Annotated in this window: 26 protein-coding genes; 10 read left to right on the forward strand and 16 right to left on the reverse strand. The window is 68.2% G+C overall.

The annotated features are described in order from the left end of the window. The first annotated feature begins 96 nt into the window (after positions 1 to 96). The 3 genes from BEMPMBAN_RS25335 to BEMPMBAN_RS25345 are packed head-to-tail and all read left to right on the forward strand — an operon-like array spanning position 97 to position 2996. A complete protein-coding gene (locus BEMPMBAN_RS25335; RefSeq protein ID WP_159234203.1) occupies positions 97 to 879 on the forward strand; it encodes an SDR family NAD(P)-dependent oxidoreductase in 783 nt (260 codons plus the stop codon). Beyond that, positions 876 to 1715 (forward strand): SDR family NAD(P)-dependent oxidoreductase, encoded by an 840-nt coding sequence (locus BEMPMBAN_RS25340; protein WP_159234205.1) that lies wholly within the window; start codon positions 876 to 878, stop codon positions 1713 to 1715. Before BEMPMBAN_RS25335 ends, BEMPMBAN_RS25340 begins: the two co-directional genes overlap by 4 nt. Positions 1716 to 1745: 30 nt before the next feature. After that, positions 1746 to 2996 (forward strand): AI-2E family transporter, encoded by a 1251-nt coding sequence (locus BEMPMBAN_RS25345; RefSeq protein WP_159234208.1) that lies wholly within the window; start codon positions 1746 to 1748, stop codon positions 2994 to 2996. Here BEMPMBAN_RS25345 and BEMPMBAN_RS25350 read toward each other — a convergent pair. Further along, complete coding sequence (locus BEMPMBAN_RS25350) at positions 2977 to 3798, reverse strand: dienelactone hydrolase family protein (RefSeq protein WP_159234210.1); 822 nt, start codon at positions 3796 to 3798, stop codon at positions 2977 to 2979. The two genes, BEMPMBAN_RS25345 and BEMPMBAN_RS25350, sit on opposite strands and share 20 nt — an antisense overlap. 11 nt (positions 3799 to 3809) lie before the next feature. Next, on the reverse strand, positions 3810 to 4547 hold the full coding sequence (locus tag BEMPMBAN_RS25355; RefSeq protein ID WP_159234212.1) for a DUF4245 domain-containing protein: 738 nt from the start codon (positions 4545 to 4547) through the stop codon (positions 3810 to 3812). Between the two features lie 54 nt (positions 4548 to 4601). Here BEMPMBAN_RS25355 and glpX point away from each other — a divergent pair, with 54 nt between their 5' ends. Beyond that, positions 4602 to 5630, forward strand: a complete 1029-nt coding sequence (gene glpX, locus BEMPMBAN_RS25360) for a class II fructose-bisphosphatase (protein ID WP_159234214.1) — start codon at positions 4602 to 4604, stop codon at positions 5628 to 5630. Positions 5631 to 5653: 23 nt separating this feature from the next. Further along, positions 5654 to 7081 (forward strand): class II fumarate hydratase, encoded by a 1428-nt coding sequence (locus BEMPMBAN_RS25365; protein ID WP_159234217.1) that lies wholly within the window; start codon positions 5654 to 5656, stop codon positions 7079 to 7081. A 91-nt stretch (positions 7082 to 7172) separates the two neighbouring features. On the opposite strand, the gene phoH2 is transcribed toward BEMPMBAN_RS25365, so the two are convergent. The 4 genes from phoH2 to BEMPMBAN_RS25385 form a co-directional block, all read right to left on the reverse strand. After that, a complete protein-coding gene (phoH2, locus tag BEMPMBAN_RS25370; RefSeq protein WP_159234480.1) occupies positions 7173 to 8474 on the reverse strand; it encodes an RNA 5'-3' helicase PhoH2 in 1302 nt (433 codons plus the stop codon). 242 nt (positions 8475 to 8716) lie between these two features. Continuing rightward, on the reverse strand, positions 8717 to 9544 hold the full coding sequence (locus BEMPMBAN_RS25375) for an acyl-ACP desaturase (protein WP_159234219.1): 828 nt from the start codon (positions 9542 to 9544) through the stop codon (positions 8717 to 8719). A gap of 131 nt (positions 9545 to 9675) precedes the next feature. Beyond that, positions 9676 to 11151 (reverse strand): glycine hydroxymethyltransferase, encoded by a 1476-nt coding sequence (locus BEMPMBAN_RS25380; RefSeq protein WP_159234220.1) that lies wholly within the window; start codon positions 11149 to 11151, stop codon positions 9676 to 9678. 96 nt (positions 11152 to 11247) lie between these two features. Further along, on the reverse strand, positions 11248 to 12486 hold the full coding sequence (locus tag BEMPMBAN_RS25385) for a DUF885 domain-containing protein (protein WP_200846115.1): 1239 nt from the start codon (positions 12484 to 12486) through the stop codon (positions 11248 to 11250). Between the two features lie 31 nt (positions 12487 to 12517). Here BEMPMBAN_RS25385 and coaA point away from each other — a divergent pair, with 31 nt between their 5' ends. Further along, positions 12518 to 13456 (forward strand): type I pantothenate kinase, encoded by a 939-nt coding sequence (gene coaA / locus BEMPMBAN_RS25390; RefSeq protein WP_159234224.1) that lies wholly within the window; start codon positions 12518 to 12520, stop codon positions 13454 to 13456. Between the two features lie 12 nt (positions 13457 to 13468). Here coaA and BEMPMBAN_RS25395 read toward each other — a convergent pair whose 3' ends face one another. The 4 genes from BEMPMBAN_RS25395 to BEMPMBAN_RS25410 all read right to left on the reverse strand — a co-directional run bounded on the left by BEMPMBAN_RS25395 (position 13469) and on the right by BEMPMBAN_RS25410 (position 16736). Then, positions 13469 to 13879: a hypothetical protein gene (locus BEMPMBAN_RS25395; RefSeq protein ID WP_159234226.1), complete on the reverse strand. Its 411-nt coding sequence runs from the start codon at positions 13877 to 13879 to the stop codon at positions 13469 to 13471. Between the two features lie 130 nt (positions 13880 to 14009). Beyond that, entirely contained in the window at positions 14010 to 14435 is a 426-nt protein-coding gene (locus BEMPMBAN_RS25400) for a hypothetical protein (protein WP_234897697.1), read from the reverse strand. A 145-nt stretch (positions 14436 to 14580) separates the two neighbouring features. Next, a complete protein-coding gene (locus BEMPMBAN_RS25405; RefSeq protein WP_159234228.1) occupies positions 14581 to 15930 on the reverse strand; it encodes a L,D-transpeptidase family protein in 1350 nt (449 codons plus the stop codon). Positions 15931 to 15941: 11 nt separating this feature from the next. Further along, positions 15942 to 16736, reverse strand: a complete 795-nt coding sequence (locus BEMPMBAN_RS25410; RefSeq protein WP_159234230.1) for a (2Z,6E)-farnesyl diphosphate synthase — start codon at positions 16734 to 16736, stop codon at positions 15942 to 15944. Positions 16737 to 16791: 55 nt separating this feature from the next. Here BEMPMBAN_RS25410 and trhA point away from each other — a divergent pair, with 55 nt between their 5' ends. After that, the gene (gene trhA, locus BEMPMBAN_RS25415) at positions 16792 to 17538 is read left to right on the forward strand and encodes a PAQR family membrane homeostasis protein TrhA (protein ID WP_159234232.1); all 747 of its coding nucleotides are present in this window, start codon (positions 16792 to 16794) and stop codon (positions 17536 to 17538) included. Between the two features lie 62 nt (positions 17539 to 17600). Here the strand turns inward: trhA and BEMPMBAN_RS25420 are convergent, their stop codons facing one another. The 4 genes from BEMPMBAN_RS25420 to mca are packed head-to-tail and all read right to left on the reverse strand — an operon-like array spanning position 17601 to position 21165. Continuing rightward, positions 17601 to 17975, reverse strand: coding sequence for a nuclear transport factor 2 family protein (locus BEMPMBAN_RS25420; RefSeq protein WP_159234234.1), 375 nt, complete (start codon positions 17973 to 17975; stop codon positions 17601 to 17603). A 10-nt stretch (positions 17976 to 17985) separates the two neighbouring features. Beyond that, positions 17986 to 19998: a thioredoxin domain-containing protein gene (locus tag BEMPMBAN_RS25425; RefSeq protein WP_159234236.1), complete on the reverse strand. Its 2013-nt coding sequence runs from the start codon at positions 19996 to 19998 to the stop codon at positions 17986 to 17988. Continuing rightward, on the reverse strand, positions 19985 to 20296 hold the full coding sequence (locus tag BEMPMBAN_RS25430; RefSeq protein WP_337761924.1) for a hypothetical protein: 312 nt from the start codon (positions 20294 to 20296) through the stop codon (positions 19985 to 19987). The genes BEMPMBAN_RS25425 and BEMPMBAN_RS25430 overlap by 14 nt, the downstream gene beginning before the upstream one ends. Next, positions 20293 to 21165 (reverse strand): mycothiol conjugate amidase Mca, encoded by an 873-nt coding sequence (mca, locus tag BEMPMBAN_RS25435; protein ID WP_159234238.1) that lies wholly within the window; start codon positions 21163 to 21165, stop codon positions 20293 to 20295. Before mca ends, BEMPMBAN_RS25430 begins: the two co-directional genes overlap by 4 nt. Before the next feature lie 129 nt (positions 21166 to 21294). On the opposite strand from mca, the gene BEMPMBAN_RS25440 reads away from it, so the two are divergent. The 3 genes from BEMPMBAN_RS25440 (at position 21295) to BEMPMBAN_RS25450 (ending at position 23145) form a co-directional block, all read left to right on the forward strand. Further along, positions 21295 to 21717 (forward strand): DUF4307 domain-containing protein, encoded by a 423-nt coding sequence (locus BEMPMBAN_RS25440; protein WP_200846116.1) that lies wholly within the window; start codon positions 21295 to 21297, stop codon positions 21715 to 21717. 230 nt (positions 21718 to 21947) lie between these two features. Continuing rightward, positions 21948 to 22442: a transcription elongation factor GreA gene (gene greA, locus BEMPMBAN_RS25445; protein WP_159234243.1), complete on the forward strand. Its 495-nt coding sequence runs from the start codon at positions 21948 to 21950 to the stop codon at positions 22440 to 22442. Positions 22443 to 22479: 37 nt separating this feature from the next. After that, a complete protein-coding gene (locus BEMPMBAN_RS25450) occupies positions 22480 to 23145 on the forward strand; it encodes a GOLPH3/VPS74 family protein (RefSeq protein ID WP_159234245.1) in 666 nt (221 codons plus the stop codon). A gap of 17 nt (positions 23146 to 23162) precedes the next feature. Here the strand turns inward: BEMPMBAN_RS25450 and glpK are convergent, their stop codons facing one another. After that, the gene (gene glpK, locus BEMPMBAN_RS25455; protein WP_159234247.1) at positions 23163 to 24671 is read right to left on the reverse strand and encodes a glycerol kinase GlpK; all 1509 of its coding nucleotides are present in this window, start codon (positions 24669 to 24671) and stop codon (positions 23163 to 23165) included. Beyond that, positions 24668 to 25438, reverse strand: coding sequence for an IclR family transcriptional regulator (locus BEMPMBAN_RS25460; protein WP_159234249.1), 771 nt, complete (start codon positions 25436 to 25438; stop codon positions 24668 to 24670). Before BEMPMBAN_RS25460 ends, glpK begins: the two co-directional genes overlap by 4 nt. Positions 25439 to 25518 lie beyond the last annotated feature (80 nt).

Consider the following 25518-nt stretch of genomic DNA (forward strand, 5'->3'; position numbering starts at 1 on the left):
AGTCTGCCATTGCAGGGGTAAGTCCCGGCTATTGCGCTTTCCCCACGGGGGTGTGAGGTTGTAACACGTTCTACTCATCGTCGAAAGGCCACCCGGATGAGCGACAGTAGTGACCGCCCCGCCAGGAAGGCCGTCGTCATCGGCGGGGCGTCCGGGATCGGGTGGGCGACCGCGCAAGCCCTGGCGGCCGAAGGCTGCCGGATCACCGTGGCCGATCTCAACGCCGCAGGGGCACGCTCACGCGCCGCGGAACTGGGCGCTCCGCACACCGCAGCCGCGGTCGACGTCACCGACGAGGACTCGGTACAGCGCCTCTTCGACGACGCCGGTCCGCTCGACATCGCAGTCAAATGCGCGGGATTCAGCAACGTCGGCCTGATCACCGACATGCCCGTCGCCGACTTCCGCGCGGTGATCGACGTGTGCCTCACCGGGTCGATGATCGTCATGAAGCATGCCGGCCGGCACCTGCGCGACGGGGGTTCCCTGGTCTCGATCACCTCTCTCAACGGCCGCCAGCCGGGGGCCGGGATGAGCGCCTACTGCGCCGCCAAGGCGGGACTGTCGATGCTGACCCAGGTGGCCGCCCTCGAGATGGGACCCCGCGGCATCCGGGTCAACGCCGTCGCGCCCGGTTTCGTGCACACCCCGCTGACCGCGGCGGCCGCCTCGGTACCCGGGGTGATCGAGGACTACGTCGACAACACCGCCCTCGGCCGCGCCGGCACCCCGCAGGACATCGCCAATGCCGTTGTGTACCTGTGCTCTCCGGGGTCGTCGTGGCTCACCGGTGAGGTTCTCGACATCAACGGGGGCGCGCACCTCAAGCGCTACCCGGATGTGATGGGACACGTCATGAGATTGGTCGAACAGTCATGAGCGTCGCGGGCAAATACGCTATCGTCACCGGCGCGGGATCGGGTATCGGCGCGGCACTGTGCCGGGCCCTGGATCTGGCCGGTGCGCATGTGCTGTGCACCGACGTCGACCCCGCCGCCGCCGACGCGACCGCGTCGTCGTTGAGCGCGCGGGCCGGCGCGGCGCGTCTGGACGTCACCGATGCCGGCGCGGTGCAGGCCGCCGTCGACGACGTGGTCGGCCGCACCGGGCGACTGGACCTGATGTTCAACAACGCCGGCATCGTCTGGGGCGGAGACACCGAACTCCTCACGCTCGACCAGTGGAACGCGATCATCGACGTCAACGTCCGCGGCGTGGTGCACGGCGTCGCCGCCGCCTATCCGCAGATGCTCCGGCAGGGCCACGGCCACATCATCAACACCGCGTCGATGGCCGGTCTCACCGCGGCCGGACAGGTCACCAGCTACGTGGCGACCAAGCACGCCGTCGTCGGGATGTCCATGGCGCTGCGCTCGGAGGCGGTGCCGCGAGGCGTCGGAGTGCTCGTGGTCTGTCCGGCGGCGGTCGAGACGCCCATCCTGGACAAGGGCGCGGTCGGCGGATTCGTCGGCCGCGACTACTTCCTGCAGTCCCAGGGCGGCAAGCCCTACAACGCGGACCGGCTGGCCCGCGACACCCTGCGCGCCATCGATCGCAACAAGGCGATTCTGGTTAAACCACCTGTCGCGCACGCGCAATGGCTGTTCGCACGGGCGGCGCCGACGCTGATGAACCGGCTGGCGATGCGATTCGTCGCCGGCCAGCGGACGCGACAGGCGAAGGGATCACCGTCCCGCGCGGTCGACTCGGGTTAGGGTTGCGGTCGGCGGTCACGGGAGGGGCGCATGACACAGGATTTCAGCGTCGGCCAGAAGCGCGCCTTGGCCGTGTTCACCGTCCTCGCACTCGCTTTCGCCGCCTACTTCCTGCGCGGCTATGTTCTGCTGATCGCTGTGGCGGCTGTCCTGGCCTACCTGTTCAACCCGCTCTACCGCCGTCTGCTCGCGAAGATGAACGTCGGCCTCTCGGCCACGTTGACACTGCTGGCCGCCATCGCGACCGTGGCCCTGCCGCTGACCGGGGTCGCCTTCCTCGCCTTCCTGCAGATCAGCCAGATGGTGACCAGTGTGAGCCATTGGGTGGCGGAGACCGATTTCACCGCATTGGCCCAGCGACTGCTCGACTCCGCGAATGAAGCGCTCGCCCGCATCCCGTTCGTGGACGTCACCCTGACGCAGGACTCGGTCCGCGACGCCGCCACGAAACTGGGCCAGAACGGCGGGCAGTTCGCGCTCGGAGTCCTGGGGGACTCGGTCGGCAGCATCGCCACGGTGCTGACGTCCGCGATCATCTTCCTGTACGTCTTCATCGCCCTGTTGACCCGAGGTGACAGGGTGCTGGACCTGTTCCGCGACCTGAATCCCCTGGGGGAGCGGGTTTCCGACATCTATCTGGCCAAGGTCGGCGCCATGGTGTCCGCGACGGTCAAGGGCCAACTCATCATCGCCGCATGCCAAGGCGTCGCCGGTGCGGTCTCGATCTACATCGCCGGCATCCACGACGGCTTCTTCATGTTCGTCATCTTCCTGACCGCACTGTCGTTCATCCCGCTGGGCAGCGGCATCGTCACCATTCCGCTCGGCATCGGCATGGCGGTCTTCGGCAACCTCGCGGGCGGGATCTTCGTGGTCGTGTTCCACGTCGTCGTGACCACCAGCATCGACAACGTCCTGCGGCCTTTCCTGGTGCCCAAGAGCGCGCACCTGCATCCCGCACTCATGCTGTTGGCGGTCTTCGCGGGCCTGAAGATGTTCGGGTTCTGGGGGATCGTGCTGGGCCCGGTGCTGATGATCGTCGTCGTGACGACGATCATCGTCTATCTGGCCGTGTCCAACGGCGAACCGTTGGACTCGCTCACCGGCACCCGCGCCGATCCGGCAGACGACGACGCCGAACGGGAGGTGCCGTGGTGGCGCCGACTGCTGCCCGGGAAGGGCAAGAAGCGGCCGGAGCCGGAACCCGAAGATCCGGAAGAGCCCGATGACCCTGAAGACGAGGAGTCGAAGCCGGGCGCGGCTAGGTCAGCGCAGACTTGAGGAACTCGACGACTCTCTTGCGGGCCTCATAGGCGGGATGGCCGTCTACCTCGCGGACCTCGAGGGTCAGCACCGAGTGCGCCATCTTCCCGAAGCCATGTTCGTTGCCCCGTTTGGAGTTGATCTCGATGACCTCGAATGCGTCGCCGAGTCGGGCCTTGAGCGTCTTGAACCTCGCCGCCGGCACCAACGGATCCTCGCTGAATCGCAGCCCCAGGGCGCACAACCCGTCTTCGGCGGCACGGCGTTCGACGATCTGCAACTCGGCTTCCGACAGACCGGGGTCGGCCTTCTGCTTCGCGGTCAGCCCTATCGGCAGCGACGGCTGGCTCAGCACCGGGGCCAGCACGCTGTCGTCCACCGCCGCGGCCAGGGCGAAACCACCGCTCCAGCACTCGCCAATCACACCGACCCCCTTGCCCGGGGTGCGCTCGTTGAGGTCGCGGGCCAGCGCCCGCAGGTAATGGGCGATCGGTCGGTCCGCGTTGGTCGCGAACGCCGCGAACTCCTTGGCCACGCAACCGCGAAGCATCACCGGCACCGCGCCGGGGCGGACTCCCGGCGCTCCCGGGGTGCCGTACAACGACGGAGCGGCGACGGTGAAACCGCTGTCCACCAGGTGATTGCCGAGGGCAAGCACCCCGGGGTGCAGGCCGGGCATCTCCGGAATCAGCACCACGCCCGGGCCTTCGCCCTTGCGGTAGACGTCGTAGGTGAACCCGGCCGCCGAGAACGGTTCGGCGGACCACCCGGTGAGGTCGGCCTCCGGAGCCGCGGCGCCGCCGGAACTGGGTGAGGTCATCGGCGGGCTCCTTAGGAGACGGGCAGCGGCGACTGGGACTGCGTCGCAGCCGCCAGCGTACGGTACTCGTCCGTACCCGCGGCGCCTGTCAGCGCAAGTTGCACGGGCCCGGACGGGCCGCGCAGCTGCGCAGTCCAGACCGGTTCGGCCGGTCTTCCGTCGCGCTCACCGCCCTGGTAGACGATCCACGTGACGCCGTCGACCTCCTCGGTGCCGGTGGGCACGAGGTCGGGGGCGAACGAGGAGATCAGCTTGTCCTCGTCGGCATTGCTCTGCGTCAGGCTCAGGTACATGCCGCTGGGCGCCAGGTAGCCGACGGTGGAGCTCACCGCGCGCACCGGCTGACCGGTCACCGGGTCGGTGCGGCCCCCCTCGATGCCCTTACGGCTGCCCGAGTTCGACCGCCATCCCTCCGGCAGCTCGGGCACCCTGATCGGAATCCGGAGTGCCTCGGCATCGGCCTGCAGCGCGGCCGGGGCGTCGTAGTCGGGAACCGGACCCGCTCCGGGGCCGGCCGGCGCGAACGAACACATCCCGAGCACTCCGGCGAGCAGCACGCAGACCAGCACCAGAGGGGCGATCGACCAGAACATGTCACGGCCGTCTTGGAGCAGCCGGGACTTCGCCGGGCGTGGGCCCGGAACGGCGTAGCCGGCCCCGTCTCCACCAGAATCGTGATGGCCTGCGTCTTCGGGCTCGGTACCCGGGTGCCCGGAGACCCGTTGGCCCGGTTCGGGCGGCATCGTCATGTCTGCCAGTATCCCTGTTCCCGATCGTGCATTCGCGAATGGGAGAATCTGCCCATGAGTGCCGCACGTCGCGAAGCCCCAGACCGAAATCTCGCCCTCGAGCTCGTGCGGGTGACCGAGGCGGGCGCGATGGCCGCGGGCCGCTGGGTCGGCCGGGGGGACAAGGAAGGCGGCGACGGCGCGGCGGTCGACGCGATGCGCCAGCTCGTCAACTCGGTGTCGATGCGTGGTGTCGTGGTGATCGGCGAAGGCGAGAAAGACAACGCCCCGATGCTCTACAACGGCGAGGAGGTCGGCAACGGCGACGGCCCGGACTGCGACTTCGCGGTCGATCCGGTCGACGGCACCACGTTGATGAGCAAGGGCATGCCCAACGCCATCTCGGTGCTCGCCGTCGCCGAGCGCGGTGCGATGTTCGACCCGTCGGCGGTGTTCTACATGAACAAGATCGCCGTGGGGCCCGAAGCGGTCGACGTCATCGACATCACCGCCCCGATCGGCGAGAACATCCGCCGCGTCGCCCAGGCCAAGAACCTGACCGTCGCCGACCTCACGGTGTGTGTGCTGGACCGGCCCCGGCACGCCCAGCTGATCGCTGACGTCCGAGAGGCGGGTGCGCGCATCCGGCTGATCTCCGACGGTGACGTCGCCGGTGCCATCGCCGCGTGCCGCCCCGAGTCGGGCACCGACCTGCTCGCCGGCATCGGCGGCACCCCGGAAGGGATCATCACGGCGGCGGCGATCCGCTGCATGGGCGGGGCAATCCAGGCGCAACTGGCCCCCACCGATGAGGCCGAGCGGCAGAAGGCGCTCGATCGCGGTCATGACCTGGACAAGGTGTTGTTCACCGAGGATCTGGTCTCGGGTGAGAACGTGTTCTTCTCCGCCACCGGCGTCACCGACGGTGACCTGCTCAAGGGCGTGCAGTACTACGGCGGTGGGTGCACCACCCAGTCGATCGTGATGCGCTCGAAGTCCGGGACCGTCAGAATGATCGAGGCCTACCACCGCCTCTCCAAACTCAACGAGTACTCCTCAGTGGACTTCACCGGCGACAAATCCGCCGCGTACCCGTTGCCGTAACCACCGACATCAGAAGGGCATACATGAGCACCGACGGCGCTGTTCAGCAGGGAGCCGGTGAATACCGGATCGAGCACGACACCATGGGCGAGGTCCGGGTGCCGATCGATGCGTTGTGGCGCGCACAGACCCAGCGGGCTGTGGAGAACTTCCCGATCTCGGGTCGCGGCCTCGAGCGCACCCAGATCCGGGCGCTCGGCCTGCTCAAGGGCGCCTGTGCCCAGGTGAACAAGGATCTCGGGCTGCTGGCCGCGGACAAGGCCGATGCGATCATCGCCGCCGCGGCCGAGATCGCCGACGGTCGCCACGACGACCAGTTCCCCATCGACGTGTTCCAGACCGGCTCGGGCACCAGCTCGAACATGAACACCAACGAGGTGATCGCGTCGATCTGCGGGAAAAACGGTGTGACCGTGCACCCCAACGACGACGTCAACATGTCGCAGAGCTCCAACGACACATTCCCGACCGCCACGCACATCGCGGCCACCGAAGCCGCCGTCCGCCACCTGATTCCAGGCCTCGAGGTGCTGCACGAATCGTTGACGGCCAAAGCCGGCCAGTGGCACAAGGTGGTCAAGTCCGGCCGCACCCACCTGATGGACGCGGTGCCGGTGACCCTGGGCCAGGAGTTCGGCGGATATGCACGCCAGATCGAGGCGGGCATAGAAAGAGTCAAGGCGACGCTGCCCCGGCTGGGTGAGCTCGCCATCGGCGGCACCGCGGTGGGCACCGGCCTCAACGCACCCGACGGCTTCGGCACCAAGGTCGTCGAGGTGCTCGTCGATCAGACCGGCATCGCCGAACTACGCACGGCCGCCGACCCGTTCGAAGCCCAGGCGGCCCGTGACGGGCTGGTCGAGGCGTCCGGCGCGCTGAAAACGATCGCCGTCTCCCTGACCAAGATCGCCAACGACATCCGCTGGATGGGCTCGGGGCCGCTGACCGGCCTGGGTGAGCTTCAGCTGCCCGATCTGCAGCCGGGCAGCTCGATCATGCCCGGCAAGGTCAACCCCGTCATCCCCGAGGCGGTGACGCAGGTCGCCGCTCAGGTCATCGGCAACGACGCGGCCATCACCTGGGGTGGCGGCAACGGCGCATTCGAGCTGAACGTCTACATCCCGATGATGGCGCGCAACATGCTGGAGTCGTTCACGCTGCTGGCCAATGTGTCGAAGTTGTTCGCCGCCAGGTGCATCGACGGGCTGGTGGCGAACGAGGAGCGGCTGCGTGAGCTCGCCGAGTCTTCACCGTCGATCGTCACGCCGCTGAACTCCGCGATCGGTTACGAGGAGGCGGCCAAGGTCGCCAAGGAGGCCCTCAAGGAGCGCAAGACGATCCGGCAGACGGTCATCGACCGTGGCCTGATCGGCGACAAGCTCTCGGAGGAAGAACTCGACAAGCGGCTGGATGTGCTCGCCATGGCCAAGGTCGACGACGACAAACGCTGACCGCCCCTTGCGATTTCGGCGCGCTCCGTCACCCTCAGCGTGACCAAACGCGCCGAAATCGCCTGCCGGGCGTTCGCGGCCCGAGCCGCACTCAGGACAGCGCGCCGGGGCTGATCTCCTCCAGCATCTCGGTGACCAACGCCGCGATCGGCGAGCGCTCGCTGCGCAGCAGCGTGATGTGTGCGAACAGCGGGTGTCCCTTGAGCTTCTCGATCACCGCGGCCACACCGTCGTGGCGGCCGACCCGGAGGTTGTCCCGCTGGGCGACGTCGTGGGTGAGCACCACCCGGGATCCGGTCCCCAGCCGCGACAGCACCGTGAGCAGCACGTTGCGCTCCAGCGACTGTGCCTCGTCGACGATCACGAACGAGTCGTGCAGCGAGCGACCCCGGATGTGGGTCAGCGGCAGCACCTCGAGCATGCCACGGGCGAGCACCTCTTCGATCACCGCGGGGCTGGCGAGGCCTTCGAGGGTGTCGAAGACCGCCTGTGCCCACGGCCCCATCTTCTCGCTCTCGCTGCCGGGCAGGTAGCCGAGGTCCTGGCCACCGACCGCGTACAGGGGGCGGAACACCATCACTTTGCGCTGGGTACGCCGTTCGAGGACGGCTTCCAGTCCGGCGCACAGCGCGAGGGCGGACTTCCCGGTCCCTGCCTTGCCGCCGAGCGACACGATGCCGACGGACTCGTCGAGCAGCAGGTCGAGTGCCACGCGTTGTTCGGCTGACCTTCCCCGGAGGCCGAACACCTCGCGATCACCACGGACCAGCTGCACTCGCTTGTCGGCGTTGACCCGACCGAGCGCGTGAGAGTTGCTGCCCAGCAACCGGATTCCTGTGTGGCAGGGCAGGTCCCGCGCGGTCTCGAGGTCGATGTCGCCGTCGGCGAACAACCCGTCGACCTCTTCGCTGGACACCTCGAGCTCGGCCATCCCGGTCCAGCCGGAGGTGACGACGTCCTGAGCGTGGTACTCGTCGGCCGCCAACCCGACCGCTCCGGCCTTCACCCGTAGCGGAATGTCCTTGGTCACCAACGTGACTCGCTTGCCTTCGGCGGCGAGGTTGGCAGCGCAGGTCAAGATCCGCGAATCGTTGGTCTCGGTCCGGAAGCCGGCGGGCAGCACCGACGGGTCACTGTGATTGAGCTCGATGTGCAGAGTGCCGCCGTGGTCGCCGACGGGGATCGGCTGATCCAGGCGACCGTGTTCGAGCCGGAGGTCATCAAACATCCGCAGTGCCTGTCGAGCGAACCAGCCGAGCTCATGGTGATGCCGCTTGGCTTCCAGTTCGCTGATGACCACCAACGGAACGACCACCTCGTGCTCGGCGAACCGTGTGCATGCCCAGGGATCGGACAGCAGCACCGAGGTGTCGAGCACATAGGTCCGAGTCATGCCCGATTCCCGGCTCCGCCAGTCCTGCGATTCAGTCACGTAGCGCTCCTCGAGCCCGTGCGGCCCCACACGAACACTCTCGGTGGACACACAGCGGTCTCTAGGACCGGGGCCGGTCCTTTGTCATCGAGATGATCGGGACCGCCCGGATAGCAGAGCATGTTGCTAGCCATCGAAAACGACGCTACTCCGGGTCGCGCTTGTGCGCCGTGCAGACGCGCCGTACCCGAAAGGCGTGCGGGTTACGAGCTGATGAACTGCCGCAGGCGTGGCTCGTCGGCCAATCCCCACGCGGTGATGCGGTCGGAGATCACCTGACGCAACTGCGCCTCGTCGAAGATGCCGGCTGCGGCGACGTTGGCCACCTTGTCGCGGTAGGCGACGATGTCACCGCCGACGACGCCGAGCCCGCCGGCGCGCCGCGCGATGGCCTCGACCGTCTCGTCGCGGGAGTAGCTCAGGCAGTGGCTGATCAGGTTGGCGAAGAACTCCTCGTGGCGCTCCTCGTCCTTGACGATGCGGCCCACCATCGCGGCCAGCGTCGGCTCCTCGGTCTGGGACTGCAGGTTGCGACAGAACACCGCGTGAGCGCGCTCGAAGAACGCCATGAAGGCCAGGGTCTCGAGCTGGCTGTAGGTGTTGGCCCGGTAGCCCTGCATCACGTGTTCGACGCGGACGTCCTCGTTGGCGGCGGGGTCGACCTCGCGGGTGACCACCAGGTAGTTGCGCAGCGCGATCGCGTGCAGGTGCTCCTCGGCGGTCCAGCGACCGATCCAGCGGCCCCACTTGGCCTCGAGGATGAAGTGCTCGACGAGTTCGCGGTGGTAGCCGGCGAGGTTGTCCTTGGTGATCAGCAGGATCTCCAGCGCATCGGTGATGTGCTTGGGCAGCGTCACCTCCGCCGGGTCCCAGTCCTTGCCGCCCAGGAACGCGTAGTTCTCCCCCTGGTCGAAGGGCACGTAGTCGTGGGCGTACCACAGGTCTTCGGAGTCCAGATGACGTCGCAGCTCCTGCATGACGACCGGTTCCAGCTCGGAGGTCAGCGCGTTAGGGACAGGTCTCTGTGCCATGAAAGTAACTGTAACCCCAATTCACACGTTCCTCGAAATCGGGCGCGCCGTTACTCGCCGGAACGGTATTCCAGCAGCCAACATGCGAGTGGCGACCTGCTGGAATACCGTTCCGGCGGAGTGTCGGGGGGCTACAGCGTCAGGCCCGGGTACAGCGGATTGGCGGCCAGGAGTTCGGCGGACGCGGCGTGCACCCGTTCGGCGGTGCCGTCGGCAAGGGTGTACTTGGCTTTGGAGGGGCCGTTGGACGCGGCTGTCGGCTCGGTGTTGCCGAGCACCTCGACGACGAGCTCGGCGACCCGGTCGAAGTCGTCGGCGCCGAAGCCGCGGGTGGTCAGGGCGGGGGTGCCGAACCGGATGCCGCTGGTGTACCAGGCGCCATTGGGGTCGGCGGGGATCGCATTGCGGTTGGTGACGATCCCGGCATCCAGCAGCGCCGATTCGGCTTGGCGCCCGGTGATCCCGAACGACGTCACGTCCAGCAGCACGATGTGGTTGTCGGTGCCGCCGGTGACCAGGCGGGCTCCGCGCTTCAGGAAACCCTCGGCCAGCGCTTTGGCGTTGTCCGCGATGTTCTGCGCGTAGTCGCGGAAGGCCGGCTGACGCGCCTCGGCGAGGGCCACGGCCTTGGCGGCCATCACGTGCGACAGCGGGCCACCGAGCACCATCGGGCAGCCCTTGTCGACCGCGGGGGCGAACTCCTCGGTGGCCAGGATCAGCCCGCCGCGCGGACCGCGCAGCGACTTGTGGGTGGTGGTGGTGGTGACATGTGCGTGCGGCACCGGGTCCTCGTCCCCGGTGAACACCTTGCCGGCCACCAGGCCGGCGAAATGCGCCATGTCGACCATCAGCGTGGCACCCACCTCGTCGGCGATCTCGCGCATCTTTGCGAAGTTCACCCGGCGCGGATACGCGGAGTAGCCGGCGACGAGCGCCAGTGGCTTGAACTCCCGGGCGGTGGCGGCGACGACGTCGTAATCCAGCAGTCCGGTCTCCGGATCGGTGCCGTACTGGCGCTGGTGGAACATCTTGCCGGAGATGTTGGGCCGGAACCCGTGGGTGAGGTGCCCCCCGGCGTCCAGCGACATTCCCAGCAGCCGCTGGTTGCCGAGCTTGGCGCGCAACGTCTCCCAGTCGGCCTCGGACAGGTCGTTGATGTGCTTGGCGCCGAACTCGGCCAGCCCCGGCGTCTCGACCCGGGTGGCCAGGATCGCCCAGTAGGCGACCAGGTTGGCGTCGATGCCCGAATGCGGCTGGGCGTAGGCGTACGGGGCGCCGAACAACTCGCGGGCGTGCTCGGCCGCCAGCGCCTCGACCGTGTCGACGTTCTGGCAGGCCGCGTAGAACCGGTGCCCGATGGTGCCCTCGGCGTACTTGTCGGAGAACCAGGTGCCCATGGTCAACAGCACCGCCGGCGAGGCGTAGTTCTCGCTGGCGATCAGCTTGAGGGAATCCCGTTGATCGGCAAGCTCTTTGCGGGTGGCATCGGCGATTCGCGGTTCCACGCTTTCGATCACCCGGAGTGCGGCGCGGTAGGCCTCCCCCGCGGTCTCGGCGTACTCGGCACCCGGGGCGACGGCCGAGGGGGTCACGGACTCTGCAGTCATGGTCCCGAGCCTAGTCGGCCAACACCACGCCCATTTCTGCACCTTGGTGGTTGCGGCCCTACGGGCACGACCCTGGCGCAGAAATCGAGGGCGCCGTCAGCCGGTCCGCAGCGACGACGGGATCAGCGGCTCGTCGAGCAGCGTGCCGAAACGCTCGGTCAGGCTCACGCCGTCGGGGCGTGTGTCCAGCCACCCCCGCAGCAGCCGGTAGCCCTCCACGTAGGTGCTGGTGTAGGCCCGCCACAGCGGCGAGGACAGGAACCGCAGCATCTGCCGGGCGCGTTCGTCGTTGACCAGCAGCCACTGCTTGAGGAAGGCGACGACGTCGTCGACGTCGCGGTGTTCGTCGTGCAGCATCAGCGCCGCGTCCTGACGGACGTCGGCCAACGCGGCCGTCGCCTCCGAGACCATCTCAGCCCGTTCGCCGTCGAAGCGCAGCCCCAGGTCGGCGTAGATCTCGGTCGCCCACGCCCCCCACCCGTGTCCATTCCCCGTCGCTTCGCTCGCCCCGTGTCCCACCGCGGCGTACAGCGCGAGGTCGGCCAGGCCCTCGGCCATCAGGCACTGCGGGGTGTTGACCAGGAAGATCGTCTGCTCGGCCTGCCCCTTGCCCTCGACGAGCCCGGCCTCTTTGCGGCAGTGCTCGGTGTGATGGCCGGGGTAGGACTCGTGGGCCACCAGCCGCGGCAGGTTGGACATCTGCTGTTTGAGGTCGGCGTTGACGGCGACGGTGGACCGGTAGTCACCGAGGTAGTAGTTGAATCCCGACCACGGTTTGTCGGTGACGACCTCGTAGTTGATCGTCTCCCGGGCGGGAAGCGGGAACGTCGCGCGGACCCGGTCGCGCAACGCGCTCGAGAACGCGTGGATGCACTCCTCGAGGCGGGCGGGCGGGATCTCCTCGGCCGAGCGGTAGGCCTGCACCCGCTCGGCGAGGACGCCGGCGCCCCCGAGCGCGTCGTCGAGCTTGGCGTGCGCCTGCCGGTAGCGCTCCGGGTCGCCCTTGGTGATCCTGACGTCGAAGTAGGCCTCGACCTCGTCGACGAAGCCGACCTGTTCGCCCGCGAACTTGCGCCCCGCGCAGGCCAGCGCCCGCAGGTGGGCGCCGACGAACGCGGCACGCGCGTCGTCGAGGTCGGCGGGCAACTCGGCCAGCAGCCGTTCGGCCTGGCGGACCAGGTCGGCGGGGTCGGGTCGCGGCTCCGCGTCGACGGCACGTTTCAGTGCGGGGTCGCCGGTGAAGGAGTCGACGTACCCCTCCTCGATGCGGTCGAAGCGAAGTCCGAGCGTCAGGTACTCGCGGATCAGCGTGCTTGAATCCCGACCTAGGTCCATGCCTCCATAACCTAACTGCAAGACTGGGACCATGGCGCGGCTGAGCGAACCCAGCCCCTATGTGGAGTTCGACCGAACTCAATGGCGTGCACTTCGTATGTCGACGCCGCTGAAACTGACCGAGGACGAGCTGGTGAGGTTGCGGGGCCTCGGCGAGAAGATCGACCTGCTCGAGGTCGAAGAGGTCTACCTGCCGCTGGCCCGGCTGATCCACTTGCAGGTCGCCGCCCGGCAGGCGCTGTTCGCGACGACGGCCGAATTCCTCGGTGAGCCACAACAGAACCCCGACCGACCGGTGCCGTTCATCATCGGGGTGGCCGGCAGCGTGGCCGTGGGCAAGTCGACCACCGCCCGCGTGCTGCAGGCGCTTCTGGCCCGCTGGGAGCACCACCCGCGCGTCGACCTGGTCACCACCGACGGGTTCCTCTATCCCAACGCCGAGTTGACCCGGCGCAACCTCATGCACCGCAAGGGTTTTCCCGAGAGTTACGACCGGCGGGCGCTGATGCGGTTCGTCACAGCGGTGAAGTCGGGCTCCGACACGGTGTGCGCGCCGGTGTACTCACACCTGCTGTATGACATCGTGCGCGGCGAGAAGCAGATCATCGAGCACCCGGACATCCTGATCCTCGAGGGGCTCAACGTACTGCAGACCGGGCCCGCCCTGATGGTGTCGGACCTGTTCGACTTCTCCGTCTACGTCGACGCCCGCATCGAGGACATCGAGCAGTGGTACGTCTCGCGGTTCCTGTCGATGCGGGCCGGGGCGTTCGCCGACCCGGCCTCGCACTTCCACCACTATTCGACGCTCAGCGATGAGCAGGCCGTCATCGCCGCCCGCGACATCTGGCACTCGATCAACCGACCCAACCTGATCACCAACATCCTGCCGACCAGGCCGCGGGCCACATTGGTGCTGCGCAAGGACGCCGACCATTCGATCAACCGGTTGCGGCTGCGCAAGCTCTAGACACCGAGCGGATCACTCCTTGATTCGGCGCACGCCCTGATACTGCAACTCGGCCATCACCAGTGTGTACACACCGGTGCCGAGGACAAGCACCACACCGGTCGTGGTCAACGGCCACACCCCGGCGAGCACCACGACCACGGTGGCGATGCTGAACAGCAGGTTCCCGATGGCCAGCACCAGACCCGAGGTGCGGATGGCCGGCCGCGCCGCCAGCATCAGGACGACCAGCCCGAAGACGACGAAGAACCCGCCGGTCGCGTACTCGATGCCAGGGGTGGTTCCGGAGACCTCGGCGACTTGACGGGCGAAGATCAGCAGGGCGATGCCGGTCAGCCCGCTGAGGAGGGCGTCGGCGCGCATCGCGAAGCGCAACAGCGAGTCGGTCGACTCGTTCAGGCGGGCAGAGAGCGTGGTGGTCATAATGCTTCCTTTCTCAATTTGGGGATCACTACGGAATTACTCGAAACGACCGGTGCCGGAGCCGGCGCCGCTACCTCTGCCCGCAACGTTCTGCGGGCACGGCACCGACTCCGGACCAGTCATGTGGGGGTCACGCCAGGCGGCGCACCCCGAGGTACTGCAGGGCGGCGAAGCCGAGCGTGACGACGGTGAACGCCACCGTCGCGGCCACGCCGAACGCCGTCAGTGGCAGCCAACCGGCCAGCAGCACAACCGAGACTGCGACGGCGAACACGACGTTGCCGACGAGGACCCCGACGCCGACGACGCGGACGTCGGTGACCCGGGCGCACAGGTAGAGCAGCGCGCCGTAGCCGACCAGCGTGGCGCCGACAGCCCATTCGGTGGTCGGCGACAACCCCGACAGCCGGGACAGTGGGTCGGCTGCCATCGCGATGAACAGCCCGACACCGGCGCACAGTGTGGCGTCGGCGCGCAACGCGAAGCGCAGTAGTTGGGTTTCCGAACCGGTCGTGGCCGCTCTCGGAGCGACGGTGCCGGTGGTGAAGGCGGTCATGACACCCACGGTGCTCAGCACGCACTGCCATCTCGACACCGACTGCTGCCAAGTACTGCCACCCGCAGGTCAGCACCCCTTTCGCCGGAACGGTATTCCAGCAGCGAAAGCCCGAGTCGGCGCCTGCGGGAATACCGTTCCGGCGCTAGTGGATGGGTGCGAGGGTGCTGCGCAGGTCGGTGGCGATCACCCGCGCCGCCGCGTTCTGCCAATTGTGCAGAGAACGCTGCGGCACCTCGGCCACCAGCCAGTGCCAGGCCTGGCGCGCGACCGGATCCAGCCCGGCGGCCGTCGCGTTCTGGGCGTAGGCGCGCACGCCGGCGACGTATGGGAAGTACAGCGAGTTGTAGTGGCGCCACTGCTCGGTGGTGCCGAAGTCGGCGCCGTCGCGGGGCTTGAGGCCGGCGATGCGTTCGGCCAGCAGCGCCCGCAGTTCGTTGGCCCGCTCCAGCGGCTGGTCCGGGGCGCCGCGGGCGGCCAACCGCTCGTCGATGGCGGGCAGTGCGGTCAGCGGGCTGGCGACCAGCTTCGACAGATCGCCGTAGTGCCCGAGGGCGCGGCGGGTGACACGGACGAACGTGTCCTCGTCCATGTCCTGCAGAGGGCTGGCCGACCGCAGCGGCAGCGCCGACTCGGTGCCGCGCAGCGCGGCCCGGTCCGCCCGCAGCGACGGCGACCGGGAGAACGCCAGCCGGTCCAGCAGTCCGGCAAGCGGGTCGGCCAGCACATTGATGGCGATCGCGATCGCCAGGCTGCTGAACAGCAGCACGGTCAGCGTGGTGTTCTGCCCGGTGACCGCCAGCCCGATCAGCAGCTGACCGCCGAAGAGCACGGCCACCACCACCGTGCCGACGAACGAGCGCAACATGTCGTCGCGCAGCGCGTGACCTTCGTCGAACGCGTCTGAAATGGCCACCGCCACACCGAGGAGCGCAATGTCGAACCCGATGGACGCCAGAGCCAGCCAGCTGGGGACGAGCCCGAGCGGGATCACCAGGATCGCGTTGCCGAGCACGAAGAACAACGTGGCCACCCCGACGAACCCGACCACCGGCCCCGGCTGGGTGCGGCGCATCACCGCGTGGACCATCGCGGCCAGCGACGGCACCGACACCGCACCGAACATCACCCAGTGCCCCGGTCGCAGCGGACCCCCGACGTCACCGGCCATCGCCGCACCGACGAAGGCGACCGCGGCCACCGCGCCCACCACCACGGCGCCGCCCACGCGGCTGCTCCAGGTTTCGCTGGGCCGCGACAGCTCCAGCAGCACCGCGAACCAGGCGATACCCGGCACCGCGACCAGATAGATCTCGACGTGGCCCAGCGCCTCGGAGCCGCTGACCAACCGGACCGCGTCCAGCGCGACGACGAGGGCGAAGCTCGTCAACCCGACGGCGGCCAGCACCAGCACCAGCTTGCGCGGGTTCCGGCTCAACAGGTACAGACCCAGCCACCAGCTCATCGCGAAAACGGTTGCGGACAGGGTGACCACGACTGACTTCCTCAGCGTCCGTAGCGTCGGTGCCTGGCGCTGTAGTCGCGCAGGGCGCGCAGGAAGTCGACGCGGCGGAACTCCGGCCAGTACGCCTCGGTGAACCACATCTCCGAGTACGCGCTCTGCCAGAGCAGAAAGCCCGACAGCCGCTGCTCCCCCGAGGTTCGGATCACCAGGTCGGGGTCGGGCTGCCCGGAGGTGTACAGGTTCTCCGAGATCGCCTCCGCGGTGACGGCCTCGATCAGTTGGTCGCCGGTGGCTCCGTTGGCCAGTTCCTTGCCCAGCAGCGCCCGCACGGCGTCGACGATCTCCTGCCGGCCGCCGTATCCGACGGCGACGTTGACGTGAAACGACGATGCGGGCGCCTTGTCGGTGGACATCACGGCGTCGCGCAACCGGCGTGCCGGCTCCTCCCCGAGGAGTTCGAGGTCGCCGACGGTGCGCACGCTCCACTGGTTGGCCGGCGCGCAGATCTCCTCGACGACCTCGGTGATGATGTCGATCAGGGACGCCAGTTCGCCGGCATCACGCTGCAGATTCTCGGTGGACAGCAGGTACACCGTGGCCATCTCGATGCCGGCCTCCTGGCACCAGCGCAGCATCTCGGCGATCTTGTGGGCGCCCATCCGGTAGCCGTAGCTGACGTCGTCGTGCCCCAGCTCGCGGGCCCAGCGCCGGTTGCCGTCGCACAGCACCGCGATGTGGCGGGGCAGTTCGGAACGTGCCGGCGCCAGCTCCTGGCGCAGACGCAACTCGTAGAGCCGGTACATCGGCTCCTTGAGTCGCCGCGGAATGAGTTCCACGATGGTCCAGACTACTGTGGCGCGCGGATGTCCCATGCAAGTCAGCGGAGGTGACATGGCCTCGTCCACTGAACCCGTCGATACCACCGAGCCCGACCGCCGGGGTGCGCCGCACGAAGCGGAGGACTTTCCCGAAGCCGTCGCCGACGGTGTCGCCCAGTTCCTGGGCAAGCCGCGGGCGCGCGGCTGGATCCACGTGTACTCGGCGGTCGTCGCGGTCATCGCCGGCGCCACGTTGGTGGCGGTGTCCTGGTCGGTGGAATCGACCCGCGCCGGGATCGCCACCCTGATCTACACGCTGACCATCGTCGCGATGTTCGCCGTCAGTGGCACCTACCACCGGGTGGACTGGAAGTCGGCCACCGCGCGCAAGTGGATGAAGCGTGCCGACCACTCGATGATCTTCCTGTTCATCGCGGGCAGCTATACCCCGTTCGCGCTGCTGGCCCTGCCCGAGCACAGCGGCATGACGCTGTTCTGGATCGTCTGGGGCGGTGCGCTGGCCGGCGTCGCGCTGAAGATGCTGTGGCCGTCGGCGCCACGGTGGCTCGGTGTGCCGCTCTACATCCTGCTCGGCTGGGTGGCGGCGTGGTTCATCGGTCCGATCGCCGACGGCGCGGGCACCGCCGCGGTGGTGTTGCTGATCGTCGGCGGTGCGCTCTACAGCATCGGCGGCGTGCTCTACGCGCTGAAGTGGCCGAACCCGTGGCCGACGACGTTCGGTCACCACGAGTTCTTCCACGCCTGCACCGCCGTCGCGGCCACCTGCCACTACATCGCGATGTGGTTCGCCGTCTTCTGAGTGACTCGGGTGCGTTTCGTCACCCACACCGTGACCGGGTGCGCCGAAATCACCGCGGGGGGCTAGAGCTGGGTGATGTTCTCCGGGCCCCAGTAGGCCTTCATCGCCGAGATCTTGCCCTCGTCGTCGAACGACATCGTGCTGATGATCTCGATGCTCATCTTGCCGCCCTCGCCGAGGTCGACGACGAGCCGCCAGAAGTACGCGGCCTCGTGTCCGAGTGCACGCAGCGTGACGATCTCGCCACGGCTCTTGATGTTCTCGATGTTGCCGTAGAACCCGCGGATGGCATGCCGGCCGATGTGCACGTCGCCACCGACGGGATCCTCGACGGTGGCGTCATCGGCGTAGAGCGCGACGACGTCGTCCGCGCGGCCTTCCCCGACGAGCTCGAGATAGCGGTGGACGGTCTGGGTGATGTGCTCGGCACTCGGCATGGCCGCGAGGCTACACGGGGCTCCCCAGCGCGGCGGCCAGATCCGCGACGGTGGTGACGGGCAGGTCGCAGACCTGACCGCGGCACACGTACGCCGCATCGGCGTCTCCCACGCGCGGTCGGCCGAGCAGCAACTCCGAGGAATCGGCCGCCCCGCCCACGACGACGGCACCGCCCGGCGCCAACCGACGGGCGGCGGCCAACAGCTCGGAGTCCGCCGGATCGCAGGCGACCGCGATCTGGATCGGACCACGCGCGGCGGCCTCGGCGACCGCCAGCCAATGGCCACCGGCGCGCGGCGCCCGGCTGAGCAGGATCGACGCCCTGGCCAGCGCGGCGTCGGCGGCACGCGCGTATCGCGGTGCCCGGTCTGCCGGCACCAGATGTGCTGCCAGCTGCAGAGCTTCGGCGATCAACGACGCCCCCGACGGGGTGGCGCCGTCCATCGGATCCGACGGTCGCAGCATCAACCGCTCGGCATCGTCGGCGACGTCGTACCAGCGGCCCTCGTCGTCCGGATCGGCGAAATGGTCGAGAGCCAGGTCTAGCAGCACCACGGCGTCGTCCAGCCAAACCCGCTGTCCTGTCGCCTGATGCAGCGTCAACAACCCGGTGGCCAGCGCGGCGTGGTCCTCGAGGACGGCGGCGCTGTCGCCGACCACCCCGGCCAGGCTGGACCGGCGCAACCGGCCCCCGACCATGTGCAGATCGACGGTGCGTCGCGCGCAGTCCATTGCCGCGCTGAGGTATTCGCTGCGGCCCAGCCCGGCACCCGCCTCGGCGAGAGCGGTCACCGCCAGCCCGTTCCACGCGGTGACGACCTTGTCGTCGCGTGCCGGCTGTGGCCGCAGGGAACGCGCCGCCAGCAGGGCGGTGCGGACGTTGTCCAGCCGCTCGGTGTCATCGGGATCGGCCCGCAACTGCAGCACCGAAGCGCCGTGTTCGAATGTGCCACCGTCGGTGACACCGAAAACCTCTGCCGCCCAACGTCCGTCGTCGGCGCCGAGAACCTCGCAGAGCTGCCCGGGAGTCCAGACGTAGGTCAGGCCCTCTTCGCCGGCAGCGTCGGCATCCAGGGAGGACACGAACATCGCGTCGCTGCGCAGTTCATCGATCAGGAACCGCGCGATGCCGTCAGCGGTCCTGCACGCCAGCGCATCCCCGGTACGCCGGGCCCAGTGCGCGTAGCCGCGCAGCAGTTGGGCGTTGTCGTAGAGCATCTTCTCGAAGTGCGGCACCACCCACGACGCATCGACGCTGTAGCGGGCGAATCCGCCGGCGAGCTGGTCGTAGATGCCACCGCGGGCCATCGCCTCCCCGGCACGCACAACCGCGGCCAGCGGCGCCGCCGCCCCGGTGCGTTCGTGGTTGCGCAGCAACGCCTCCAACAGCGCCGACGGCGGAAACTTCGGCGCCCCACCGAATCCGCCGTTGGCGACGTCCTCGTCGGCGAGCACCGCCGCCACCGCGTCGTCGCACATCGCCGGCGTCACCGGCGGGCCTCCGCCCGGCAGTCCGGAGGACATCGACCGCAGTTCGTCGGCGATCTTGTCCGACGTGTCCTCCACTTCGGCGCGCCGCGTCCGCCACGTCTCGGACACTGCGGCGAGCAACTGCAGGAAGTTCGGTTTCGGGTAGTAGGTTCCGCAGAAGAACGGCCGCCCGTCCGGGGTCAGGAAGCAGGTCATCGGCCAGCCACCCTGCCCGGTCAACGCGACCGTCGCGTTCATGTAGACCGCGTCGAGGTCGGGCCGTTCCTCCCGGTCGACCTTGATGCAGACGAAGTTCTTGTTGGCGGCGGCGGCCACCTCGGCGTCGGCGAACGACTCGTGCGCCATGACGTGACACCAGTGGCACGCGGCGTAACCGATCGACAGCAGGATCGGGACATCGCGCTGCGCCGCCAGGGCCAGCGCCTCCGGCGTCCACTGTTGCCAGCGCACCGGGTTGTCGGCGTGCTGGCGCAGGTACGGGCTGGTCGCCGCCGCGAGCGTATTGGAGGTGGGTACCTCAGCCGGGCTCACGTTTCGTCCCGTCGGCCGGGTCGTCGGTTCCCCGCTCGGGAGCGGCACCCCCGGCGCCGTCGGCCGGGTGCTCGCCGGCCGGGTCGGCGCCCTCCGCAGGTTCGTCGAAGGACTTCGGCACCCGCTGCAGGTGCCGGTTCATCGACCACACCAGCACGAAGACCCCGATCAGCAACAGGATCACGATGATGAAGCCCAGTGGGCTGGCCTTGCCGAAATCCGGGCCGGTCTGCCGCGGCTCCTCCTGCGCCAGCACGGCGGCCATCAGGTTCAGGCCGAGCGTCGTCGTCGCGTTCACTCGCGTCCCTCGATTCCGGCGAACAGGTCGGTCTCCGGCAGGCGCACCGGCACCCGCGATCGAGCCAACTCGAACTCCTCTGTCGGCCACAGCCGTTGCTGCCACTCCATCGGCGTGGTGAAGAAAAAACTCTTCGGATCGATCTGGGTGGCGTGCGCCAGCAGCGCGTCGTCGCGCTGGGCGAAGTACTTCGCGCAGTCCACCCGGGTGGTCACCCGCTTGCCGAGCAGGTCGTCGTCGGGATCCCACTTCTCCAGCCACTTGGCGAACGGCCCCTCCTGGCCGTGCTTGGCGAATTCGTCCTGCAGCACCTGCATCCGCTGCCGCAGGAAACCGTGGTTGTAGTACAGCTTCAGCACGCTCCACGGCTCGCCGGCGTCGGGGTAGAGCCGGTGGTCGGCGGCCGCCTCGTAGGCCGCGACGGACACCTGGTGGCACCGGATGTGGTCCGGGTGCGGATACCCGCCGTTCTCGTCGTAGGTGGTCATCACGTGCGGTTTGAACTCCCGGATCACCCGGACCAGGGCCTCGGCGGGCACCTCGAGCGGCTCCAGCGCGAAACAGCCTTCCGGCAGCGGCGGCAGCGGGTCACCCTCCGGCAGTCCGGAGTCGACGAAACCCAGCCAGTGGTGCTCCACGCCGAGGATCTCCGCGGCTCTGGCCATCTCGTCCCGACGGATCTCCGACATCCGTCCGTGGACGTCGGGCAGGTCCATCGCCGGGTTGAGGATGTCGCCGCGCTCCCCGCCGGTCAGAGTCACCACCATGACGCGCGCGCCCTCGTCGGCGTAGCGCGCCATCGCCGCGGCACCCTTGCTGGACTCGTCGTCCGGGTGCGCGTGTACGGCCATCAACCGCAGTTCGCTCAACCTGTTCTCTCTTACATGCTCACCTGCGCGGACAGTGACGCTCGAACTCACCGAGAGTCCAACAACACCGGCGGCCTCTATAGTTCCAGTCCTAGTACACCCATCTGACCGACGGGCATGCAAAACGAGATGATCGAGCGCCCCGCCGCCCGCTACGGCCGGCAACAGCTGTCCCGGCGCACGCGCCGCCGGATCGCCGTCGGATTGACCGTGCTGGTGCTGGTGGCGGGGGTGGTGATCGCCGCAGTGGCCTTCTTCCGGTTCGGTGCGGGGGATGTGAAGGGCGAACTCGGCGGTTACCGGATCGTCGACGACGAGACCGTGGAGGTCACGGTCAGCGTCACCCGGGACGATCCGTCCCGACGCGTGGTGTGCATCGTGCGCGCCCGGTCGTATGACGGCAACGAGATCGGCAGGCGCGAGGTGCTCGTCGCGCCGTCGACCGAGGAAACCGTGCAGGTCAGGACCATCGTCAAGACGAGCATGCCGGCCGTCGTCGGCGAGGTGTACGGCTGCGGATCGGATGTGCCGCCGTACCTGGTGGGCGGCTGACGATCTGCCGCCCGGCGAACGCACAGCAGCGAAAACATGAAAACCGGGTATCCCCCCGGTGCTATCATGGATCGATACACGGTTCCTGCTGGGGCCGTGTATTGCTGCATTTTGGGTGGGCAGATTGAGTGCCCGCGACGGCGGCAATACACACACGACAGCTCCCGGCGCCGTAGCAGAACTTCTCAACGCGAAAAGCGCGGAAGCAACAACGACAGGAGCGCGACGACATGACCGACACCCAGGTCACCTGGTTGACCGAGGAGGCCTTCGACAGGCTCAAGGCAGAACTCGACCAACTGATCGCCCACCGCCCGGTCATCGCCGCCGAGATCAACGACCGCCGCGAAGAGGGCGACCTGCGGGAGAACGGCGGCTATCACGCCGCCCGCGAGGAGCAGGGGCAGCAGGAGGCCCGGATCCGTCAGCTGCAGGAACTCCTCAACAGCGCCAAGGTGGGCGAAGCGCCCAAGCAGTCCGGGGTGGCGCTGCCGGGTTCGGTCGTCAAGGTCTACTACGACGACGACGAGAGCGACACCGAGACGTTCCTGATCGGCACCCGCCAGGAGGGCGTCACCGACGGCAAGCTCGAGGTGTACTCCCCCAACTCACCGCTGGGCGGCGCGCTGCTCGACGCGAAGGTCGGCGAGTCCCGGGCCTACACCGTGCCCAACGGCAACACCGTCAAGGTGACGCTCGTCAGTGCGGAGCCCTACCACTCCTGATCGGTGCGGGCCGCGGCAGCGGGTTACTCTCCAGCCCATGGCGCAGATCGCCGAGGACCTGTTCTTGCTGTTGGTGGACAACGCCGGCGCACAGCCCGGGCTGGACCGCCCCCGTCGTGACCATGTCCTGGCGGCGGCGATGCTCCTCGACCTGGCACACGCGTCCCAGATCCGCCCGGCGGTAGACGGCGAATCGGCGCCGTCGGGGCGGCTGCTGGCGTTGGCTGCCACGACGGCGCCGGATCCCGTCACCGAACCCGCGTTGCGGCTGCTGCAGACGAAGCCGCTGAAGCCGGTGACCGCGATCAAGAAAATCGCCAAGGACTCTCAGCCACGGCTGGTCGACCATCTGGAGCGCACCGGGCAGCTCCGGCGAAACTCCGTGCCGTCCCGGCGGTTGCGCCGCACCCACACATTCCCGCTGACGGACCGGGAACGGGTCGGTCCCGCGCGGGCGGCGTTGCTGTCCGCGCTCTTCGATCGCACCCCGCCCGGCCCGTCGACGGCGGCGATCATCACCGTGCTGCACGCCGTCGACGGTCTCGGCGCGTTGCTCAGTCTCAACGACCGTGGCTGGCGCTGGGTGCACGCCCGCGCCGGCGAGATCGCCGGCGGCAGTTGGGTCGACGAGTCACCGACGGCACTGCCCGAGGTGAACCTCGCGGTCACCGCGTCAGCGGTACGCCAGGCGTTGCAGGGTTGACTGCACTTTGATGCCGGTCATCGTCTAGTCCGACCCCATGCGGATGCCAGGCTCACAGCGTCACGCCAGCGCGCAAGTTCGACCGTGCGACGTGAATCGTCCATCTCCGGCAGCCACTCGGCGGCGCGCTGCCAGTTTCGCCGCAACACCGCCTTGTCCGGCCAGTACCCGGCGCTGAGTCCCGCGGCGTAGGCAGCGCCGAGCGCCACCGTCTCCGTCATCATCGGCCGAATCACCGGCACCCCGAGAAGGTTCGCCACCGTCCGCATGAGCAGGTTGTTGGAGGTCATCCCACCGTCGACCGCGAGGGATCGGGTGGACACCCCCGCGTCGGAGTCCATCGCCTCGACGACGTCGCACACCTGGAATGCGACAGCCTCCAGGATCGCCCTGGCCAGGTGGCCCCGGCTCGTGTACCCGGTGAGGCCGACGACGATCCCTTGTGCCGCGTGGTCCCAGTGCGGCGCGAGAAGTCCGGAGAACGCGGGCACGATGTAGCAGCCGCCGTTGTCTGTGACCGTGTTCGCGACGGTCTCGATCTCGGGCGAGGCGTCGATGAAACCCAGGGTTGTGCGGCACCAGTCGACGAGAGCACCCGCCACCGCGATGGACCCTTCGAGCGCATAGACCGGCGGCTCGCCGTCGATCGCGTAGGCGACGGTGCTGATCAGACCGTGGCTCGACGACACGACGTCGCCACCGGTGTTCAGAAGCAGAAAGCTACCGGTTCCGAAGGTGCATTTCGCCGCACCCGCGTCGAAGGCAGTCTGTCCGAACAGAGCCGCCTGCTGGTCGCCGATCAGAGCGGTAACCTCGATGCCCTCGATCGGCTCACGGGTGGTGCCGAACCGGGCCAGAGTAGGTCTGATCTGCGGCAACATTGCCCGTGGAACATCAAAAATCGACAAGAGTTCATCGTCCCAGTCGAGTGTCTGAAGATTCATCAGCAGTGTGCGGCTGGCATTGGTGACGTCGGTGGAGTGCACGCCGCCGTCCACTCCGCCGGTGAGGTTCCACAGCAGCCAGCTGTCAACCGTGCCGAAGAGGATATCGCCACGCTGAGCCCTCGGGCGAAGGCTGGGGTCCTGGTCAAACAGCCAGCGCATCCGTGGTCCGGAGAAATACGTTGACAGTGGCAGGCCGGTACGGGCGGTGATCTCGGCCGCGTCGAATTCTCCGGCAATCTTCGCGATGATGTCCGCGGTACGCATGTCCTGCCAGACGATGGCGCGGTGCACTGGCCGTCCCGTGTGGCGGTCCCAGACCACGGTGGTTTCGCGCTGATTGGTGATTCCCAGCCCGATGATCTGGCGGGCGTCGATGCCGGCTTCGGCGAGTGCCTCGGGCATGATCTTGCAGATCGTCTGCCAGATTTGTTCGGCGTCGTGTTCAACATGACCCGGCCCGGGAAAGAACTGCTCGTGTGCACGCTGGGAAATGGAAACCATGTGGCCATGTCGGTCGAACACCATGCACCGGCTTGAGGTCGTCCCCTGGTCGAGCGCGGCGACGTAGTACTCGGTCACTGGCTCCTCCCGTGCCCGAGCTCGCGTGAGATGGACCGACCTGTACGGACGACCAATGTGATCAGGGCCTGACGCGGTCGGCCGCGCGGGTCACATATCCGGTCCCGATGGCCGCCGACGCCGACCGCAGCGACGACCGATCCGTGCTGGTCCCGAATGGGGGCAGCGAGGGTGGCAATCTCGGGCTCGCATTCTTCGACCTCACCGGCCCAGCCTTCGTCACGCACGCCGGCAAGCTCCATGTCCAGCCGGGCCTTATTGGTGATCGTGTGAAACGTCAAGCCGTCCAGCACAATCCTGTCGATGCTGCGATATGCCCCAACATCATGCGCCAGCAGGATCTTGCCCACGGCGGATGCGTGCAGCGGTGTTTCGGGGCCGCCACCGAGGGCTTTTTCGGTCGCGTTCGGCGGAACGATGTGGTGAACCGTCACGACGTGGCCGTCGCGGAACGCCGCCACCTGGGTCGCTTCCCCCGATCGCGCCGCAAGTGCGTCGGTCCAGTTGATCGCGCGGGACCGAAGCAGGTTGAGGTCGATCCGAGCTGTCCCGAGGCGGAATAACTGGGGCGCGATCCGGTATCGGGCGGAACCGGGTTCCTGTTCGGCGAACCCCACTGCCAACAACGTCTTCAACAGGCCGTGTGTTGTCCCCTTCGCCAGGCCGACTGCGTCGGCGACTCGCGCGAGTGTCACGGGCTCCGGTTCCGCGGCCAGCACACGGATGATCGCGGCCGCTCGTTCCACCGACTGCACCGGCACTGGCACCGGCACAGCGTATATCCGACTCGCCCCACCCGTTCGGCATTGCCGAACCCCGCCGGTTCGACCATGCCGAATCCGGGCCG

It is taken from the genome of Mycolicibacterium austroafricanum (genome assembly GCF_902705885.1).
Lineage (GTDB): Bacteria > Actinomycetota > Actinomycetes > Mycobacteriales > Mycobacteriaceae > Mycobacterium > Mycobacterium vanbaalenii_A.